The following is a 17,639-nucleotide window of genomic DNA, read 5'->3' on the forward strand; positions in this document are numbered from 1 at the left end:
TCGAGAGACAGCCCCGCGCGGGCGCCTCCGCGCAGGACTCCGCGGGTCGCCGGACTGCCTGAACCCTCGCCTATACCTCCACCGTTTCGAGATGGGTCAGCCCCTCACTGATTCGTGTGGTGATGACTTCATACATTTGTGAGGAGACGACCTCGATCCTGAGCAGCGACGAGAGATCCGAAACGTGTTCCTCAATCTCCATGAGGCAGCGAGCCAGCGTCTCCGGTGCCAGATTCAGGACATGCGCGATTTCGCGGCAGTCTGCGACGACCGCGTCGAGGTCCGTCGGGGCTTCGCATACCCATGTGCTGATCCGGTTGGCCGCACCCGTCAGATCGGCCAGGGCATTTCGACCTTGCTCGCGGCATTCCCATGAGTGCCAATGAACGGCCTCGCAGATGGCTTCCGGCAACTTCCAGTGATCCAGCACCGTCGCGGAAACCTTACCGTGGGTGGTGCCAAGCAGGATTTCTTCAGTCAGAGCCAGATCGGGGTTGCCTCCAGGGCGGTATTGCTCGGCGATTGTACGGTACTTGTCCGGAAACGCGGCATCCAGAATGACGATCCCCACATCGGCCAGCAATCCTGAGATAAACGCTTCTTCGCGTCGGTCGGGCAGGATCGCGTCCGCGAGCCGGGCCGCGAGAACCGCGGCCGTCAGCGATCGTCGCCAATAATAGGCCGGTTCGATGCTTGCGCATCCGTTTCTGTTCAGGCTCTCGACAATGTATCGCCCGAGGACCAACGAGCGGATTCGCTTGATGCCCAGCAGGGTCATTGCATGCGGCAATGCGGTGACTTTGCGCGTGACGCCGAACAAGGCGGAGTTCGCCAATCTCAGTATCTCGCAGGTCGTCCCGGGGTCGGAAGACAAGACCTCGACCACTTCGCGGTAATCGAAATCCGGGTCTTGTATGATCTCGAGGAATCGCACCGCCACTTGCGGCATCGACGGGATCGCCGCAGAGCGTTTGATCAGTTCCAGAACTGTGGTGTCCATCGGTACTCCCAACCCGCGTACAGACCCGTCAATTCGGACGCCCGACACTTCGTCGGGGCAATGTCTTGTTATCCGTTGGATCGGTCCGAAAATGCCGTCGGGTTAGCAGGCTGAGCCAAAGAATGGTGTTTTCGCATGCCTCTCCCGAGGGCTTGCACCCAGGCATGAATCCGGTCTTGGGATTATAGGGCCTGAGGCGACGGTACTTACTCAGGGGCACAATAGGCAGGGCAACGTTTGGATGGGGTGCTCTGGAATTCCTGCGTTCGCATTGCCGCTTTTATCGCACCTGCCGCACGAAATCAGCCGATGGAAGAACCCGAGGAAGATGAACGAACCTCGCCGCAGGGAGCCGTCAGAAATGGATTTCAGGGTCAATCTAACCATCGAGGTCGAGCAGAAAGCCAACGCTTTGGCGATCAGCAAGCCGGTGCCTGTTCAACTCGCCTACCATCGGGGGCAGTGGCACTTCGAGTGCGAGGACCCCTCGGTCACCGTGCCTGCCTGTCGCAGCCTGGAAGAAGCCTTGGTCATGGGTTCTCAACAGGTAGCGGCCGAGGTCCAGGCCGCGGCCGTCGAGAGGCCCTTTGTCGTCGGCAAGATCACACCCGATCGCATTCCGCTGGGGATGTTCTGAAAGGTCGGCAACCGGTCCTGCTCTCATCCACTGAGATTGTCCGGCACGACCACCGTTTGCCCAAAGAAACAACCGACCCGCACGAAAGATAGGCTCCCGTGCAGGTCGGTCTGTTGTCTTTAGCAGCTCTCTCGAGCCCGTCATGTTGCCGCTGATGCGGGCCGCACTTTCATTGGCCGCGAAGCTTGGGATCCAGAGCGAAGATCTGCACGCGGCGATTGGCTTGTTTGCCTTCCTCGGTGTCGTTGGTCTGCGCCGGACGCGTCTCGCCCCAGCCACAGGCCGCCAGGTAGTTTCGAACGCCGGCGTTCTTGAGATAACGCAAAACGGTCAGCGACCGCTGGCAGCTTAGTTCGTAGTTGTCTTTCCAATTGCTCTTTTCGATCGGGTCGTTGTCCGTATGACCGAAGATGTAGATCTCGTGGTTGGGGTACCGCTGCTTGATCGCATCGGTGATCTTGTCCAGAGTCGGCATCCCTTCTTTGCGCAGCTCGGCCTTTCCGGAATCGAACAGAATGTCGCCTTCGATGTTGATCAATGCCCCTCCGGGCACCTTGTCCCAACCCTCGGGTTTCTTGGCCAGCTCACCCTTGAGGCGGTCTCGTTCGGCTTTCAGAGCAGTAACTTCGTCCTCGGCCGCCATGCGAGCGCGCTCGGCCTGATCGTAGAGCTTCTGCAATTCCTGCACCCGGTCATTTGCGGTCGTCAGATCCTGCTGGCATTGCTTGAGCTGATCGGAGCAGCCGAACAACGAAATGACCAATACGAGGGAAAACAGCCTCACCAGACTGGAAACCAGACGCGCCATGGCATGTCTCCTTTCTTTGCGTCCCGTACCGCTCACAAGACAACAGTTTCATCCGATTCCACAATGGTCCTTCGATGTATCGCCATCGTCAATCCCCTCTGCAACCTGAAGAAAAAAGGTATTCCTTCAGTGCTGACAAGTCTAACCGTTTTGGGCTTCACAGGCGAGCCGGAACGCTATTCGAGATGCACCTGCAACCAGTGCGTTAGCCTTCGTGCCGTTAATCCGTCTGTTGGTGACGAGGTTTCGGCAATTCAGAGCGATTGTTCGAGCAGCCAGCGGACCTGCAGGAAAAGCAGGATTCGATCCTGGTACACGCTCGCGACCAAGAACCCCAGTGCCAGCCAGGGCCCGTACGGTAGAGCGCGGCTTTGACGACGGAAGTGGATGACAATCAGGCCCAGCAACGCAAGCACGGCAGCGAGAAAGAAGCCTATAAGGACCACTGGCCAACCCGCGACCGCACCGGCGGCCGCCATGATATGAACGTCTCCCATTCCCAACGCTTCTTTGCCCAGCAGGAGCGTGCCAACGATCCGCGTAAACCACCCGATTGCTCCCCCGATCACCCATCCGCTCAGCGCGGTGGAGAGTCCCCAAATAGGTTTCCAGTGCCCCGCTGGCGACCAGTGGACAACGTCGCGGACGTGCGTCTCGAATGATGTCCGCTGTGAGGAAGCGAGAACAAACATCAAAACGCCCACAAGGACAAAGGCGGGCAGCAGTAGTCTCAATTCAAGCAAGGCGTTGCGACGGGACTTTGGCGCCTCTTCGTGGATGGCATCCACGATTTCCTGGTCGGCCTCGGGACTTGGTTGGCTGGCGGCCAGTACCAGACCGACGAAGGCTAATGCTAAGCCCGTCGCCAGACGAATTGCGCCGGCATCGATCTGTGAAGCCTCCGCGGACTGGCTGAAGACGGCCGAGTGGTCAGGCAATTGCGGGCGACGGAGCCGGGGTTGCTCGCCCATCAGCGAAACCGCCACGGCATAGCCGACCACGAAGACAACAGCGACCAGCAAGCCGATCGGAATGCGACCTCTCGGCGATGTGACCGACGGCGCGGCCGGCGCCTCCTCGTCGGCAGATTGTTCCGGGGACGGCTCCTCCGGCCCCCGAAGAAACAGCAAGGCACCAACGGCCAGACCGACAGTGACCGCCAAGGCAAAAGCGGCCAGCGTCGGAGACGGACGGATCCATTCAACGCTCCTCGGAGGCGTCCAGAAGACATGACCGATCAGGCCGATCAGCAGGAGCGACCAAGTGACGTTGACGTCGACCATGTAGGCTTCGAGATCCATGACCGCCAAGGCGATCATGCCGGCCCACAACGCCCAGTGAGCGATCAGGATCACCCAGTCGTCGCCCATGTCACCTACGCCGAAACGTTGTCGGGCGGCAAAAAAGGCGTCGAAAGTCATCACGAAGACGAGCATCGTCGCCAGTTCAACAAACGGGTATCGCAGCGAAATGGGATTGCGGCAACTTCGGCATCGACCGCCCAGTCGCAGGTAGCTCAGGACGGGAAGGTTGTCATACCAGGCGATGGGCTGACTGCATGTCGGACAGAAAGAGCGCGACGGCGAAAGAAGCGAAATCCCGCGAGGCCAGCGGTAGATGACCACGTTGAGAAAACTCCCTGTGCAGGCGCCGAACAACAGGGCGAATATGGTCCAGTACCAGGTTTCCACGCGGCTGATTCCGTGGCTTGTTCAGTCGTAACGTAACACGCTGTAAACGTCCCACTTCCGGAGCTTCTCCCGGCCGTTCAGTCCCGCCAGCTCGATCAGGAACACGACCGAGATAATTCGTCCGCCCAACTGCTCCACCAGTTCGCAGCAGGCCTTCATGGTACCCCCCGTTGCCAGCAAATCATCAACCATGAGCACCCGCTGCCCTTTCTCGATGGCGTCCTCATGGATTTCCAGCGTGTCGGTCCCGTATTCCAGTGCGTAGGTCACGCCTCGCTTGGCGCAGGGGAGTTTCCCCGGTTTGCGGATGGGTACGAAGCCGGCCGAGAGGTTCCGGGCCACAGCCGTACCGAAGATGAAGCCCCGCGACTCAGCGCCGACGACGATGTCAATGTGCCTGTTGCGATAGGGCTGCGTCATCAGCTCCACGGATAGCGACAGACCGGCCGGATCACGCAGCAATGGTGTGATGTCGCGGAAGAGGATCCCGGGTTTCGGGTAATCCGGCACCTCCCGGATCAGGTTGAGCAATTCGGCCGCGCAGGGCGTCGAAGTCTGATTCACCATCAGTTCAGTCCTCATGGGTTCGGCGAGGCGATATTAGGGCAAGCCCGCAGGCACCGCAATTCCGCAGGCGTACTTCGGCAATGCTGTCGTCTCAGGCATTGACGGCACGTGCGGGGAAACAGGGATCTTGTTCAGGTTTCTGTCCGTTGGGTTTAAGTGTTTATAAGAAAAGAACATAGAGTTCCTGCCTGAGAGTTTGCGCTGTTGACAAAGATAACAGCGCTAACTAAGATTATGCTGTTTGCCGAGGAAAGTGCATGGGAACCAAAGAGCGTAGAGAACGAGCTAAGGATGCAACGCGGCAAAAGATACTTGATGCCGCCCGCGAGCTGTTTGCCCGCGAAGGGTACGAGGCTGTGTCCGTTCGTCGAATTGCGGATGCCATCGAATACTCTCCCACGGCCATCTATGTGTACTTCAAGGACAAGGCCGACTTGATGAAGGAACTCTGCCATACGGACTACGAGGCCTTCACCCGCCAGGCTCAACAGTTTGCGGATGTGGCGAATCCCATCCAACGCATCTGCTTGTTGGCGCGGTCTTACATCCGGTTTGCCATCGAGCATCCCAACCACTTTCGGCTGATGTTCATGACCAAACCAACGCCGGAAATGGTCCAGATGGACGAGGAAGAGATGAGACAGCGAGGGCGGGGCGACCCGACCCGCGACGGATACGCCTTCCTGATGGAATGCGTCCAGCAGGCCATCGCACAAGGCTGGGTCCGGGATGATCTGCAGCACGACCCGGAGCTGGTGGCCCAGGTTTTGTGGGCGGGCGGGCACGGCGTTGCATCGTTGCAGGTCACACGGGCCGAAAAGGAGCCGTGGTTCAATTGGAAAGGGGCGGACGCGTTGGGAGAGGCGACGTTGCGGGCGGTTTTACGGGGGATCCTCCGGGACGAATCGATACTGGAAGGAAACGACTCTGCGGCCCCCGCCCGGACGGAAGTGATTCGGGATGAAAGGAACAAGACATGAGCACCGCGATCGGACCGAGGCAACAGACCGCGAGCGGAGGTCGACGACGGGCGAGGCTGATCACCGGTTGCCTTCTGCTGGCCGGCGTCGCGGCGGTGGGCATCGTTGCGTCGATGCCCGCCCCCCAGACGCAGGCGCCTCCCCCGCAGCGCGTTCCGGTCAATGTGAAGACCTGGCGCGTTGAGCCCGTCGCGGAGATCGCGGACTCGTTCGAAATCACCGCTGTTGTGCAGCCTTATGCGACCGTTCGCGTCGCGGCGGAGGTGCCCGGGCGCATCGAAAGATACGGAACGCGCTCTACCGAGGTTCGTTGGCAGGGAAGCGTCCTTCCGGTGGGCAGCCAGATCGGCGAAGGCCAGCCGGTGACGGTCGGCGACCCACTTGTCATTCTCAACCGTGATCTACTCCAGGCCCGGTTCGACCGGGCCAGCGCCCAGTACGAGTACGATGAACAAGAGTACGAACGCATGCTTTCTCTGTACCAGCGGGGCAACGCATCGTCGGCGGAGATGAGACTGGCGCGCACCCGGCGTGACGTGAGCAAGGCCGACCTTGACGAGGCCGCCCGCTCGCTGGCTCGAACCACGATCACCGCCCCGATCAGCGGGATTCTGAATGACTGGCCGATGGACCTCGGCGAGTATGCCGTTCCGGGCGACACGGTGGCCGAAATCGTTGACATCGAGAAGGTCAAGGTCTGTGCCGACGTTCCTGAGCGCGACGTAGGCTACCTTCGCGTCGGTCAAACGGCCGAGGTGCTGCGTTCACCCCGGGATGAAAACCCGCTGGTCGGAACCATCACTTACATCAACGCCCTTGCCGATCAGGTCACGCGCACCACCCGGATCGAAGTGACCGTGCAGAACCGGATCTCCGATTCTGCCGAGTCCGCTTCCTTTCAAGGAGAATACCGCCTTCGCAGCGGCCAGATTGTGGACGTTCGACTGACTCGCCGCATCTTGCACAATGTGATCATGGCCCCACTCGCGAGCGTCATTCCGCTCGAGGAGGGCAAGGAGGTTTACGTTGTGGTTGACGGCAAGGCTGAGCGGCGCACCGTGGAGATGGGCTTCATTCGGGGTCGCAGCGTCCAGATCAGCCGCGGACTGGAACCCGGCGACCTGTTGATCGTCGAAGGTCATCGGCTGGTCAGCCCCGGCCAACCGGTGAACGTCGTGGTGGCGCCGGATGCGGGGGGCTCTGAGAACGATAGTCATCCGTCACCGGTCGCGGAGAACCCCCGTCCTTCCGATCCGCAGCGTCACACCGCGCAAGCAACCGCCACTCGGCCCAGCCTCCCGGCACCAGCGAACAGGCCGTCCGTACCCGACGTGGAGAATATGCTGTGATCCTGTCAGATGTTGCGATCCGCAACCGTACCACCGTCGGCGTGCTGACCGTGCTCATCGCCGTGTTCGGCATTTATGCCTACATCAGTCTGCCGCGCGAGGCGGCCCCCGACGTTCCCATTCCGTTCATCCTGGTAACGACGGTTTACGAGGGCGTGTCCCCTCAGGACATCGAGTCCACGGTGACGCTGAAAATCGAGAAAGAGTTGGCGGGCCTCAAGGGCGTTAAGGAGATTCGTTCCTCCAGCGCGGAGGGCAGGTCGCTGATCACCATTGAGTTCATGCCCAATGTCAAAATCGACGACGCGATGCAACACGTCCGCGACCGGCTCGACCGCGCCAAGCCCGAGTTGCCGCGAGACGCCGAGGAGCCGACCCTCACCGAGATCAACGTTGCGGAGTTTCCCATCCTCATGGTGAGCATCTCGGGTGACATTTCGCCCGTGGCCCTCAAGCTGATCGCGGACGACCTGGAGGAGGCCTTGGAAGCCGTTCCCGGCGTACTTAACTGCGACGTGCTCGGCGGTCTTGAACGGGAAATCCGCCTGGAAATCGACCAGAATCGCCTCAGTGCCTACGGCCTGACGATCGCCGAGATCCTCAGTCTGGTGCCGGCGGAGAACGTCAACATCTCCGCCGGCAGCCTGGAGACGCCCGGCACCAAGTTCAACGTTCGCGTCCCCGCCGAGTTCGTCGAGCCGGAGGAGGTGGACAAGCTGGTCATCGCCGTGCGCAACGGTAAGCCGATTTACCTGACCGACGTGGCCGGCGTGCGCGACACGTTCAAGGACCGCGTGAGTTACGCGCGCCTGTGGACGCCCGTGGCCGACGAGGCGGGACGAATGCATCTGGTCGGGTCGGAAACCATCACGGTCACGGTGCAGAAACGGGTCGGCGAGAACATCTTGTTCATTGCCGAGGCCGTTAAGCATGTCATCGCCGAGTTTCAGCGACGCGTGCCGGCCAACGTGCGTTTCGACATCACCCTCGACCAGTCCAAAGACATACGCCTGACGATCGTCGACCTGGAGAACAATCTGGCCTCCGGCATGATACTCGTGGTGGTCGTGCTGATGCTGGCCATGGGCTGGCGGCCGAGCCTGATCGTGGCCATCGAAATCCCCCTGAGCATGCTCCTGAGCATGGTGGTCCTGCAACTGCTCGGGTACACGCTTAATATGGTCGTGCTGTACAGCCTGGTTATGGCCGTCGGGATGGTCGTTGACAATGCGATTGTGATCGTGGAGAACATCTACCGCCACTACACTCTGACGGGCAACCGCGTGCAGGCGGCTCTGATCGCCACCGCCGAGGTTGCCTGGCCGGTGATCACTTCCACGTTCACAACCATCGCCGCCTTTGCCCCCATGGCGTTCTGGCCCGGCATCATGGGCGAGTTCATGAAATACCTGCCCATCACCCTGATCATCACCTTGTTGTCTTCGCTGTTTGTGGCTCTGGTGATCAACCCGACGCTCAGCTCCATTTTCGTCAAGGGCCGGCTCAAGAAGGGAAACCAGCAAAGCCGCTTCATGCGCGGTTACCGACGGTTGCTGAACGTGGCCGTCACTCATTATCTGACCACGCCGTCGCTGGCTTTCCTGGTGCTGATCACCCTGGCGATGCTCTATGGCAAACGGGCCCACGGCATTGAGCTCTTCCCGGATGCTGACCCGCGCCGCGCGATCATCAGCCTGCGTTGCCCGCAGGGAACGAACATCAGGCAAACCGACAGCCTGACCCGGTTGGTCGAGGACCGCCTTCAGCCCTTTGCGGCCGAGTTTCAACGCGTGATCACCAATGTCGGTTCGGGCGGCGGCGATTTCCTGTCAGGAGGCATGGGCAGCATGGGCGAGCACCTGGCGACCATTACGCTGGAGTTCCGCGATTATGCAGTTCGCGAGCGCCCATCGGCCCAAGCCATTGCCGAAATCCGTGACGCCTTGTCGGACATCGCAGGTACCGAAATCAAGGTTTCCAAAGAGGAGGAGGGCCCTCCCACAGGCGCGGCCGTCACCGTCCGCGTCATAGGCGAGGATTTCAAGACCCTCGAAGATCTCAGCGAGCGGGCCAGACAGCTCATCGCTGACATTCCCGGGTTGGTTAATCTTCGAAGTGATCATGAAGCTGCGCGGCCGGAGCTGTCGTTTCGCGTCAACCGGCGCCGGGCCATGATGCTCGGCGTGAACACGGCGATCGTCGGGAACTATCTTAAGACCGCGATCTTCGGCACAGAGGTCGGCAAGTATCGGCAGTTCAACGACGAATACGATATCACCGTTCGGTTGCCCCGCGATCAAAGAGAAAACGTCGACGACCTGTTTCGCCTCCGGTTGCCCAACAACCAGGGAGCCTCCGTGCCGCTCAGCTCGTTGGGTGAATTCAGTTACACCGGCGGATTCGGCACGATCAGCCGGGTCAACCAGAAACGGGTGATCACTCTGACCGGCGACGCCGAAGGCCGGCTGGGTACCGAGGTTCTCGCCGAGGTCCAGAGCCGCCTTGCAGCTCTCGCCAAGGACTTGCCTTTCGGCTACGAGATCAGCTACGCCGGCGAGAAGGAGGAGCAGGACAAGGCCCAGGCGTTTCTGACCAAGGCATTCGTAATCGCGCTGTTGCTGATCGCCCTCATTCTCGTGGCCCAGTTCAACACGCTGACCGTTCCACTCATCATCATGACGACCGTCATTCTTTCATTGGTCGGCGTGTTCGCCGGTTTGCTCGTTCACGCCATGCCGTTCGGGATCATCATGACCGGCATCGGGGTGATCAGTCTGGCCGGCATCGTGGTCAACAACGCGATTGTACTTCTGGACTACACCCGCCAGTTGCGAGATCGGGGCATGGACCTGATCACCGCGTCGGTGGAGGCCGGCGCGACCCGACTTCGACCGGTCCTTCTTACTGCGATTACCACGATACTCGGCCTGATTCCGATGGCCGCCGGCGTCAGCTACGATTTTCACACCTTCTCGTGGAGCACCCGCAGCGAATCCAGCGAGTGGTGGGCCCGCATGGCCGTGGCGGTCATTTACGGGCTTGGCTTTGCCACCCTGCTTACCCTTGTCGTGGTGCCCTGTCTGTATGTGCTGTCTGTGCGATGCACTGAGGGGCTTGCCCGGCTCTGGCGGGGCCGGCGCGAAGCCTCTTGAGCAAGCAGCGCGGTAGCTGCTCGCGAGTCGCCTCCGTTGACCAGCGAGTAGCTGTGCGCGTCAGCATCCTTCTGCGCTCCTGCCTCTCATCGGATGCAATCATTGCTTGCGGGGATCATCGGGCCGGAGATGCAGTTCCGGAGGATGATCAGATCAGGCGGGCCGATTCCCGGATCTCCGTCGAGTTCGGCGCCGCTGCACGCCGGATCGTTCGACGGCACGCCGACCGAGGTCATGCACGACTGAAACAGCCCGAAGTCGATCTGATCGACGTCGCCGTCACGGTCCATGTCGCCGCGGATGGGCACCGGACACCCATTCGAGCTGATCACCACGCCGGGCACCGTATGAGGGCAGTCGTCGCAGACATCGCCAAACCCATCTTCATCTTCGTCCGCCTGGTCGGGGTTGTAATTGAGCGGGCAGTTGTCATGCGAGCCGTCAACGCCGTCCCAATCGGCGTCTTCGCCGAGGCTGTAGAGAAACACGTTGAGGCTATATGCCTCCGCCTGGAACGAAGCAGTCGTCCTCACCGGATTGGTCGCCGACATCAGCATGCGGCCGGTAACCACGTCGGTCAGCGTCTGGCCGCCGGGAATGGGTCCGGCAAAGTTCAGCGTGATGGTGCGTGCATTCGGCGAGTCATTGATGATCGCCAGGCGATTGCGATACCAGCGAGCCGCAATCTGGTCAGGAAGTGAAGGCTCGATCGTGCCGTTGAATGGCAGGGGTTTCACCGCCGGCAAAGCACGAAACGCCTGCGCGAACTTGCGAATGTCCGCCTCGTGGCCCAGCGTCGGTCGGTTCCAGCCCAGCCAGGTGATGGTGTCCGGGTCTTGTCGGCGGACGGCCATGACAGCGCCCTCGAAGAACGGTCGCCCTGGTGCCGCCGGCGTATTCGTCCGGAAGAAACCGACCGGGCTTCCGGGCGAGCCGAACTCAAAGTAGGGGTTGGCGTTTTCTTCCCAGTAATCCTGGTAGAACTCGCACGCTTTTCCCTGGGCGGTGCGGTAGAACTCGGCCAGGCCCGGGGCGTAGTGGAACAGGCGGTAGTTCTGGTAGTTCGTTCCGTGCGGGGCGGCCCAGCGGGTGGATACCTTGAAGCGGTCCAGGGCCACCATCACGCCGCGAGAGATGATGATGCCGGTATCCTCGGCAAACATCTCCGGATCATAACCGTGATGCCGCAGGAGGTTGTAGGGCGTCTCAGCCGGCCACTCGATATTGGTGCCGGGCATCTCCGAGGGCAGATCGCACTGCACGTAGAAGATCAGGTCGGAGCGGTAGGTCTTGATCAAGTCGCGGCAGGCGAGCCAGAACTGGCGGGTCCTCGTGCACCGCCAGTTGATCCAACTTTCCCACTCAGCGGGTCGCGCAACCAGCCAGTTGTACGCCGCATCCGGCGGCGACGTCGGCACGCCGCTTCCAGTATCATTCTTGAATTGCTGCAGGTCCCACGCCGAGTAACCGCTGTGGCGAGCTCCCCGTGGCGAGTCCTGCTGGGAGGTGTAACACGTCCCGATCTTGCCGTTGACCCGGATGCCGATGCCGCGGACCGCCGGGCTCGACGCACATCGACTTGCGATCTCGTGCAGCAGACTGAACATCACGGTCTGCACCTCGGGGTGCAGCGGATCGAGCGTCGGCAGTCCGAATGCCCGCACTTGGTTCCCGTCGGAACCCAACTGGTATGCTTCGTTTGGCAACGAGAGCAGGCTCTCGTTGGTATCTTGGAGAGAAGTGATGAGCGGGACCAGTTCGAGCCCCTCGGCCTCAGCGATCGGCGGCAGTTCGGCCAGCAGGTCGCCCGCCGAGTTCCAGTTGAAGCAAGCGCTGCCACTGTACCAACTCTTGACACTGCGGTCGGCACCGTTGATCGCGTTGAAGACCAGGTAATTCATGCCGCAGTGCTTGAGGTGCCTTACCATCCGCGTCAGGTCCTCCTGGCGATGCCCCAAGAGCCGAGCCGGCGTGCCGTAATGGGCGTAGAGGTACCAGGGGTGGGTCATGTAGATGCCGATGCGCCGTTGCTCGGCCGGGTCGGCCGGCAGATTCAACGTCGGCGGTCGCGATTCCATCGCGTCGACGAACTTGAAGACCCACATCCGCGAGACCGCCCCGCCGTCGGTGCTTGTGCGAACGAGATTGCAGCCGGTGCTGGTGATGGCCACGCGGGTGGTGGCGGTCTTGGCGTGGAAGATCATGCTGATGTTAAACGGCTGGTTGTCGACCGGCAGCTCGCGGCCGGTATAAACGGCCAGACCGACGTCGGGCCCGAATGCGGGTCCCTGCTCGATCTTCGGGTAATTCTTCTCCCACCAAGGGTCGCCCCAGGGGTTGTAGGTCGGCTCGCCGGCGTACGGCGGACACCAGGGCAGGCCGGGCGAGATGGCCATCGCGTCGGGATGATGGATTTGCAGGCTGGTGTATCGCTCCTGGTCGTTGGACAACTCGGCCACGAGCAGGTGCGGAACACCTGCTTGCCCGCCCGTGGCGACGTCGTAGGAATAGTAGTAAGTCGCGAACCCGGCGTCGGGCGCGGCGGTCACGCGAAATACCTTGCCGCTGATGTTCATCAGACGCGAGGGCTTGTTGGGATAAGGCGACTGGGGCCAGATGTTCGCGTCGGTGAAGTTGTGATCGGTCTGCGTACAATCGACGTAATCGGTCATGGCCACGACCACGGGGGCCGGCACTGCCGCCGCGTCGTAGTTGTCGATGATGCGTTTCTTCAGGTCGGGCAGGGAAATGCCCGGATGGGCGGCGTTGTGAGCGGCCAGGTCCACATAATGCACGCACTCGTCGTCGACCGCTCGATAAGTCACGCCGTCGCAGTTGATCGTGAAATCGCCGGTGACCGTACAGACGGCCGAGGCACCGCTTGCTGATGCCAACAGCAGTATCAGGGCCAGATATCCTGGGAGCCTGTTCACAATACCCTCCAACGGCCTGCGTTGTGCTGTCTTATTGCTGTTCGCATGCCGGATCGGCTACGACGCCGGGACCGCTCAAGCACAGACGAAATCGTCGGAAGTCCTCCGCATCCACGTCGGTATCCCCGTCCAAATCGGCGTCGCCGCACCCCTCCGTGAAGTTCGCCCCCGGACCGGAGAAGCATGCCTGCAGGTGACCGAAGTCGGTCTGATCCACATCCCGATCACCGTCCAAGTCCGCTGCCGGGGGATCGCTGATCAAGACGTAATCGGTACGCGTCAGGGTGCTCGGGCCACCGGGCCCTGTCACGGTGAGGCTGACCGTGTAAGCGCCCGAGACCCGGTACACGTGCGATGGGTGCCTCAGGCAGCTGGTCGATCCGTCGCCGAAGCTCCACGCCCACGAGGTGACCGCGCCGGCCGACTGATCGGCGAAGGTGATCTCCATTGGGGCGACGCCGGAGGTGGCCGACGCCGCGAACCCGGCCGTTGGCTTGCCGAGGCAATATGCTACGGCGTTGGTGAAGACCCGCCGGCCCATGGCGTTGGTCTGCTGCCAGGTGGTGTCGTACAGGTGAAGCATGATCCTCCTGCCAGCGGCGGTCCCGCCATCGAGCAGGGCAGCGCCTGGTTCGGCCACGATAATCGTCTTGTGGCTCGGATCCGACGCCGATTCCGCCAGGACCTGAACCCCCGAGGCCGTCTCCTGCGTGCAGTAACTGAACATCTCGGGCGCGTCGACAAGCGCGACCAGGCCTGTTGGCAGTCCTTCGGTCACCGGATGCGTGTTGTCAAGCACGTTGATCTGGGTCTGATCGCTTGCGGCATAGGCCCCGTTGCCCATGGCCTCACGGTCGCTGCGGGCGAGCGAGGACTCCCAGAAGATGAATGGCGTCGACTGGTGTCGGAAGTCACCGGCCACGTTTGCGGACAGAACCGTTGACGACGCCATTACCAGGTCGTGCTCAGCCGCGATTTCCGCGGCGGCTGGGCGGTTGGTCCGCTCGTCATCGTAAACGTTCACCAGCAAACCGAGAGAACGGAGATAGTCGACGATCTGCGAATCAGCGGCATTCAAGGGAGCGGCCTCTGCGAGGAACGCGACCTTGGCGAAGTCCCCGACGCGGATCCAGTTCCGTTTCTCGACGCTCTGTTGCCCGCCGGGCGTGGTGACCGTAAGTCGGACGGTGAAGGACCCCTCGACCGCGTAAGTGTGAACGGGATGCTGCAGCGTGCTGGTTTGGCCGTCGCCGAACTCCCAGAACCAGTCAGAAACCTCTGCTAAGGTTGTCAGATCGGTGAACTGGACGGTCAGCGGGGCCTCGCCGACGGCCGGAGCGGCGGAGAAGTCGACCTCACCGGGGTTGACGCTGATGTAGTTGTCCTTCTGAACGCTGAGCGGTGCGCCGGTACCGGTCACCGTCAGCCGCACGGTGAAGGTGCCGACGGCGGTATACGTGTGCTGAGGGTTCTGGAGTGTGCTGGTCTGCCCGTCGCCGAATTCCCAGAACCAGCCCGAGGCGCCAGGAACGTAAGATCGGTCTGTAAACTGCACGGCCAGCGGCACCACGCCCGAGGTCACATCTGCGGCGAAGTCGACGAAAGAGGGAAAGGACTTATCGAAATCGCGGAACGCATAGTATCCGGGCCGTGGAACCAGATTGGCGCTCATCAGCCCGTAATTCTTGAGCTCGGCAACGCCGTTAAGTACGAGATAGTTCGCCTGTTCCACGAACGACCACTCGGGCTTCTTCAGTTCCGTCAACACTTGTGTCAGCTTGTTGGCGGTCGAGAGGAAGTCGGCCGTGTCCCAGCCATACTCACTGATCCAGATAGGCTTGTGGGCATCGCCGTTGGCCACCATCACGCTGCGAGTGTCGATGAGAGCCTGCCAGTGGATCGTGCCGCTCGGGTCGTACGGATGGATCGAGATGACGTCGAAATACGGTCCCGCGCCCTCGTTGTACATCCCCTGGACGTACTGGTAGCCGTGGGTGACGCCGGAGTGATAATCAAGGTTGGCTGCGACGATCTTCGCATCGGGATCTTCGCTCTTGATAGCCTGGCTGCAGCGGATCAGCCACCGCGTGTAAAGCGGGTAGCTATCGGAGTTGGCACAGTTCGGGTTGATCCAACTGCAACCGTTGGGCTCGTTCCAGAAGAAGTAGTACTTCACCCGGCCCTTGTACCGATCAGCCACGAAGCGGTGAAAGTCCATGAACTGCTGGACATACTCCTCGGCCGGCGGCGACTGGTGCGGGGGAAGATCCGGATAGAGCCTGGCCCACTCCGGGGCCAGCCCCACAAACATGGTCGGTTCAATCCCGCGAGCCAGCATTTCATCGACGCAAAAATCCGTGTAGTCGATGATGTTCCAATCGTACTGGCCTTCCACGGGTTCAGCGTCGCACCAAGCCAGACCGGTGCCGCTGATCGTGACCCCGATGGTGACCATGTGATCCCAGATGGCCTGGTCGTAGGATCGGTCTCTGCCTGCCCAAGTCGAATAGTAGCGACCCACGCCGAACAGGAAAGGCCGTGGCTGGGCCATCACGGGCGAACCAAGCCACCACAACAGCATAGCGAAGGCGGTCAGTCCATGAGGTCTCATAATCGGGGCTTCCCGGAAAGCATGCTGCTCTGCGACTCCTTTCTATTGTAGCATGGTTGCGTCGAGAGGAAAACCTGTTTTCGTCCGCCGCAGCTGGGGGAACTATCGTGTCGGTCTGTCTGACCGTCCTCGTATCGCATTGGCCGATTTGCATCCGCTACCCCCGCCGAATACCATCAGCGAAGACGTGTCTTGGCCTGTTGTGGGTTCATTCGTCTGTTGAGCCGCCGGGCCGGTAGGTCAGGCAAAGGCCATGGCACCCGGGCAGCTGAGACTGGTGGCCCACCGCCAACAGTCGCAAGCCGGTAGTATCGCCGTGACCGACTTCGTTGGGTCCCCATTGGCAGAGGGACAGGCGCGGAACGAAGGTTGATCGGAAGACAATGAGCGACCTCCAACAGGTAGAAGATCGTAAAGCCAAGCGGGCCAAGCTGCGAGAAATGGGTTTGGACCCTTACGGGTGGCGGTACCCAGGCGTCCAGTCTGTCGCGGAGGTGTTGCGGGTCGGCGAGTCCCTCAATCTCGGTCCAGGCCGGCATGCCGAGGGCAGCTCGGCCAAGGTTGCCGGCCGAGTCGTACTTCACCGGCCGTGCGGCAAGCTCATCTTCATGACGCTTCGCGACGGCTCGGGAGACATCCAGGTGGCGGTCAGCAAGTCAGCGGTGGATGAACAAGCCTTCACCGTCGCGAACAAGCTGCTGAATCTCGGCGACATCATCGGTCTGGAAGGAACTCTGGGTAGAACCAAGACCGGCGAGATGACCGTCTGGGCCAGATCGCTCACGGTTTTGTGCAAGGCCGTCCAGCCCCCGCCCGCCAAGTGGCACGGCCTGAAGGACATTGACCTGCGGTACCGCCGCCGATACGTCGACCTGTTCGCCAATCCGGCTGTCCGGGAGACGTTCAAGAAGCGGAGCCTGATCATCGACGCGATTCGTCGCTGCCTGGTAGACCGCGGCTACTTCGAGGTCGAAACCCCTGTGCTTCAACCGATCTACGGCGGGGCGGCGGCCCGGCCGTTCATCACCCACCACAACGCCCTCGATATGCGACTCTACTTGCGCATCAGCCCGGAGCTTTACCTCAAGCGGCTGCTGGTCGGCGGGATGGAGCGGGTATTCGAGTTCTCTCGAGTCTTTCGCAATGAGGGCGTGGACAGCTCGCACAATCCCGAATTCACCCTGCTGGAACTTTACCAGGCGTATGGCGACTACAACGATATGATGGATATTACCGAGGCCATGATCGCGGCTGCGATCGAACGCATCGGCGGTGGGTATAAGCGTACATACGGAGACTTGGAACTCGACTTTACGTTGCCGTGGCCAAGACGAAGGTACGCCGACCTGCTCGAAGAGCACGCAGGTGTAAAGATCAACGATATCGACGCTGTCCGGCGGAAGGCGTCCGAACTGGGCATCGAGCACAAGGGCATGGACGACGCCATCGTCATCAACGAGGTCTTTGAGGCGACTGTTGAACCGAAGCTGATTCAGCCGACATTTGTGCTGGACTACCCGGCGCCGATCTGCCCTCTGACCCGACGTAAGCCTGATGACCCGAACACCGCCCTGCGTTTCGAGGCGTTCGTGGCTGGGACGGAGCTGGGCAACGCCTACACCGAGCTGAACGATCCGGACGTCCAGGAGGAGAATTTCCGCCGCAGCCTGGCCGGCGAACGCCGCGACGAGACCATGGCGGTGCTCGATGAGGACTTCATCCTGGCCCTGCAATACGGCATGCCGCCGGCAGGGGGGCTGGGCGTGGGGATCGACCGGCTGGTGATGCTGCTGACGAACTCGACGAGCATTCGTGACGTCATCCTGTTCCCGCTGCAGCGGCCCAAGGCGGCGACCGGTACCGAGGACGAGGAAGAGGCTTACGAAGGAGCTTGAGGCCGGGGACGCGTGA

11 protein-coding genes are annotated in these 17,639 nt (G+C 61.2%); 5 read left to right on the plus strand and 6 right to left on the minus strand.

The features are described from left to right. Positions 1-70: 70 nt before the first annotated feature. Entirely contained in the window at positions 71-1,000 is a 930-nt protein-coding gene (locus tag PLL20_00455) for an HDOD domain-containing protein (GenBank protein ID HPD28435.1), read from the minus strand. Positions 1,001-1,361: 361 nt separating this feature from the next. Between PLL20_00455 and PLL20_00460 the strand changes: the two genes are divergently transcribed. Next, the gene (locus tag PLL20_00460) at positions 1,362-1,637 is read left to right on the plus strand and encodes a hypothetical protein (GenBank protein HPD28436.1); all 276 of its coding nucleotides are present in this window, start codon (positions 1,362-1,364) and stop codon (positions 1,635-1,637) included. Positions 1,638-1,806: 169 nt separating this feature from the next. Here the strand turns inward: PLL20_00460 and PLL20_00465 are convergent, their stop codons facing one another. From PLL20_00465 to PLL20_00475, 3 genes are all read right to left on the minus strand, one after another. Continuing rightward, positions 1,807-2,445 carry an OmpA family protein gene (locus PLL20_00465; GenBank protein ID HPD28437.1) on the minus strand — a complete coding sequence of 213 codons (639 nt, stop codon included), beginning with the start codon at positions 2,443-2,445 and terminating at the stop codon, positions 1,807-1,809. A 254-nt stretch (positions 2,446-2,699) separates the two neighbouring features. Further along, entirely contained in the window at positions 2,700-4,136 is a 1,437-nt protein-coding gene (locus PLL20_00470) for an A24 family peptidase (GenBank protein HPD28438.1), read from the minus strand. Between the two features lie 21 nt (positions 4,137-4,157). Next, complete coding sequence (locus PLL20_00475) at positions 4,158-4,703, minus strand: adenine phosphoribosyltransferase (protein ID HPD28439.1); 546 nt, start codon at positions 4,701-4,703, stop codon at positions 4,158-4,160. A gap of 257 nt (positions 4,704-4,960) precedes the next feature. Here PLL20_00475 and PLL20_00480 point away from each other — a divergent pair, with 257 nt between their 5' ends. From PLL20_00480 to PLL20_00490, 3 genes are read left to right on the plus strand one after another with little or no spacing between them, the layout of a single operon-like run. Then, positions 4,961-5,683: a TetR/AcrR family transcriptional regulator gene (locus tag PLL20_00480; GenBank protein ID HPD28440.1), complete on the plus strand. Its 723-nt coding sequence runs from the start codon at positions 4,961-4,963 to the stop codon at positions 5,681-5,683. Next, entirely contained in the window at positions 5,680-7,032 is a 1,353-nt protein-coding gene (locus PLL20_00485) for an efflux RND transporter periplasmic adaptor subunit (GenBank protein ID HPD28441.1), read from the plus strand. The genes PLL20_00480 and PLL20_00485 overlap by 4 nt, the downstream gene beginning before the upstream one ends. Then, a complete protein-coding gene (locus PLL20_00490) occupies positions 7,029-10,184 on the plus strand; it encodes an efflux RND transporter permease subunit (GenBank protein HPD28442.1) in 3,156 nt (1,051 codons plus the stop codon). The genes PLL20_00485 and PLL20_00490 overlap by 4 nt, the downstream gene beginning before the upstream one ends. 86 nt (positions 10,185-10,270) lie before the next feature. Here PLL20_00490 and PLL20_00495 read toward each other — a convergent pair whose 3' ends face one another. Together PLL20_00495 and PLL20_00500 are read right to left on the minus strand one after the other, a co-directional pair. After that, on the minus strand, positions 10,271-13,117 hold the full coding sequence (locus PLL20_00495) for a hypothetical protein (protein ID HPD28443.1): 2,847 nt from the start codon (positions 13,115-13,117) through the stop codon (positions 10,271-10,273). Between the two features lie 31 nt (positions 13,118-13,148). Next, positions 13,149-15,728 carry a PKD domain-containing protein gene (locus PLL20_00500; protein HPD28444.1) on the minus strand — a complete coding sequence of 860 codons (2,580 nt, stop codon included), beginning with the start codon at positions 15,726-15,728 and terminating at the stop codon, positions 13,149-13,151. 383 nt (positions 15,729-16,111) lie between these two features. Between PLL20_00500 and lysS the strand changes: the two genes are divergently transcribed. Next, positions 16,112-17,623: a lysine--tRNA ligase gene (gene lysS / locus PLL20_00505; protein ID HPD28445.1), complete on the plus strand. Its 1,512-nt coding sequence runs from the start codon at positions 16,112-16,114 to the stop codon at positions 17,621-17,623. Positions 17,624-17,639 lie beyond the last annotated feature (16 nt).

This window comes from Phycisphaerae bacterium, assembly GCA_035384605.1.
Lineage (GTDB): Bacteria > Planctomycetota > Phycisphaerae > UBA1845 > PWPN01 > JAUCQB01.

What these genes read in the sequence shown, in the direction of transcription:
- PLL20_00460 (HPD28436.1), top strand. Translation starts at nt 1,362, where the DNA reads ATGGATTTCAGGGTCAATCTAACCATCGAGGTCGAGCAGAAAGCCAAC.
- PLL20_00480 (HPD28440.1), top strand. Translation starts at nt 4,961, where the DNA reads ATGGGAACCAAAGAGCGTAGAGAACGAGCTAAGGATGCAACGCGGCAA.
- PLL20_00485 (HPD28441.1), top strand. Translation starts at nt 5,680, where the DNA reads ATGAGCACCGCGATCGGACCGAGGCAACAGACCGCGAGCGGAGGTCGA.
- PLL20_00465 (HPD28437.1), bottom strand. Translation starts at nt 2,445, where the DNA reads ATGGCGCGTCTGGTTTCCAGTCTGGTGAGGCTGTTTTCCCTCGTATTG.
- PLL20_00475 (HPD28439.1), bottom strand. Translation starts at nt 4,703, where the DNA reads ATGGTGAATCAGACTTCGACGCCCTGCGCGGCCGAATTGCTCAACCTG.
- lysS (HPD28445.1), top strand. Translation starts at nt 16,112, where the DNA reads ATGAGCGACCTCCAACAGGTAGAAGATCGTAAAGCCAAGCGGGCCAAG.
- PLL20_00500 (HPD28444.1), bottom strand. Translation starts at nt 15,728, where the DNA reads ATGAGACCTCATGGACTGACCGCCTTCGCTATGCTGTTGTGGTGGCTT.
- PLL20_00455 (HPD28435.1), bottom strand. Translation starts at nt 1,000, where the DNA reads ATGGACACCACAGTTCTGGAACTGATCAAACGCTCTGCGGCGATCCCG.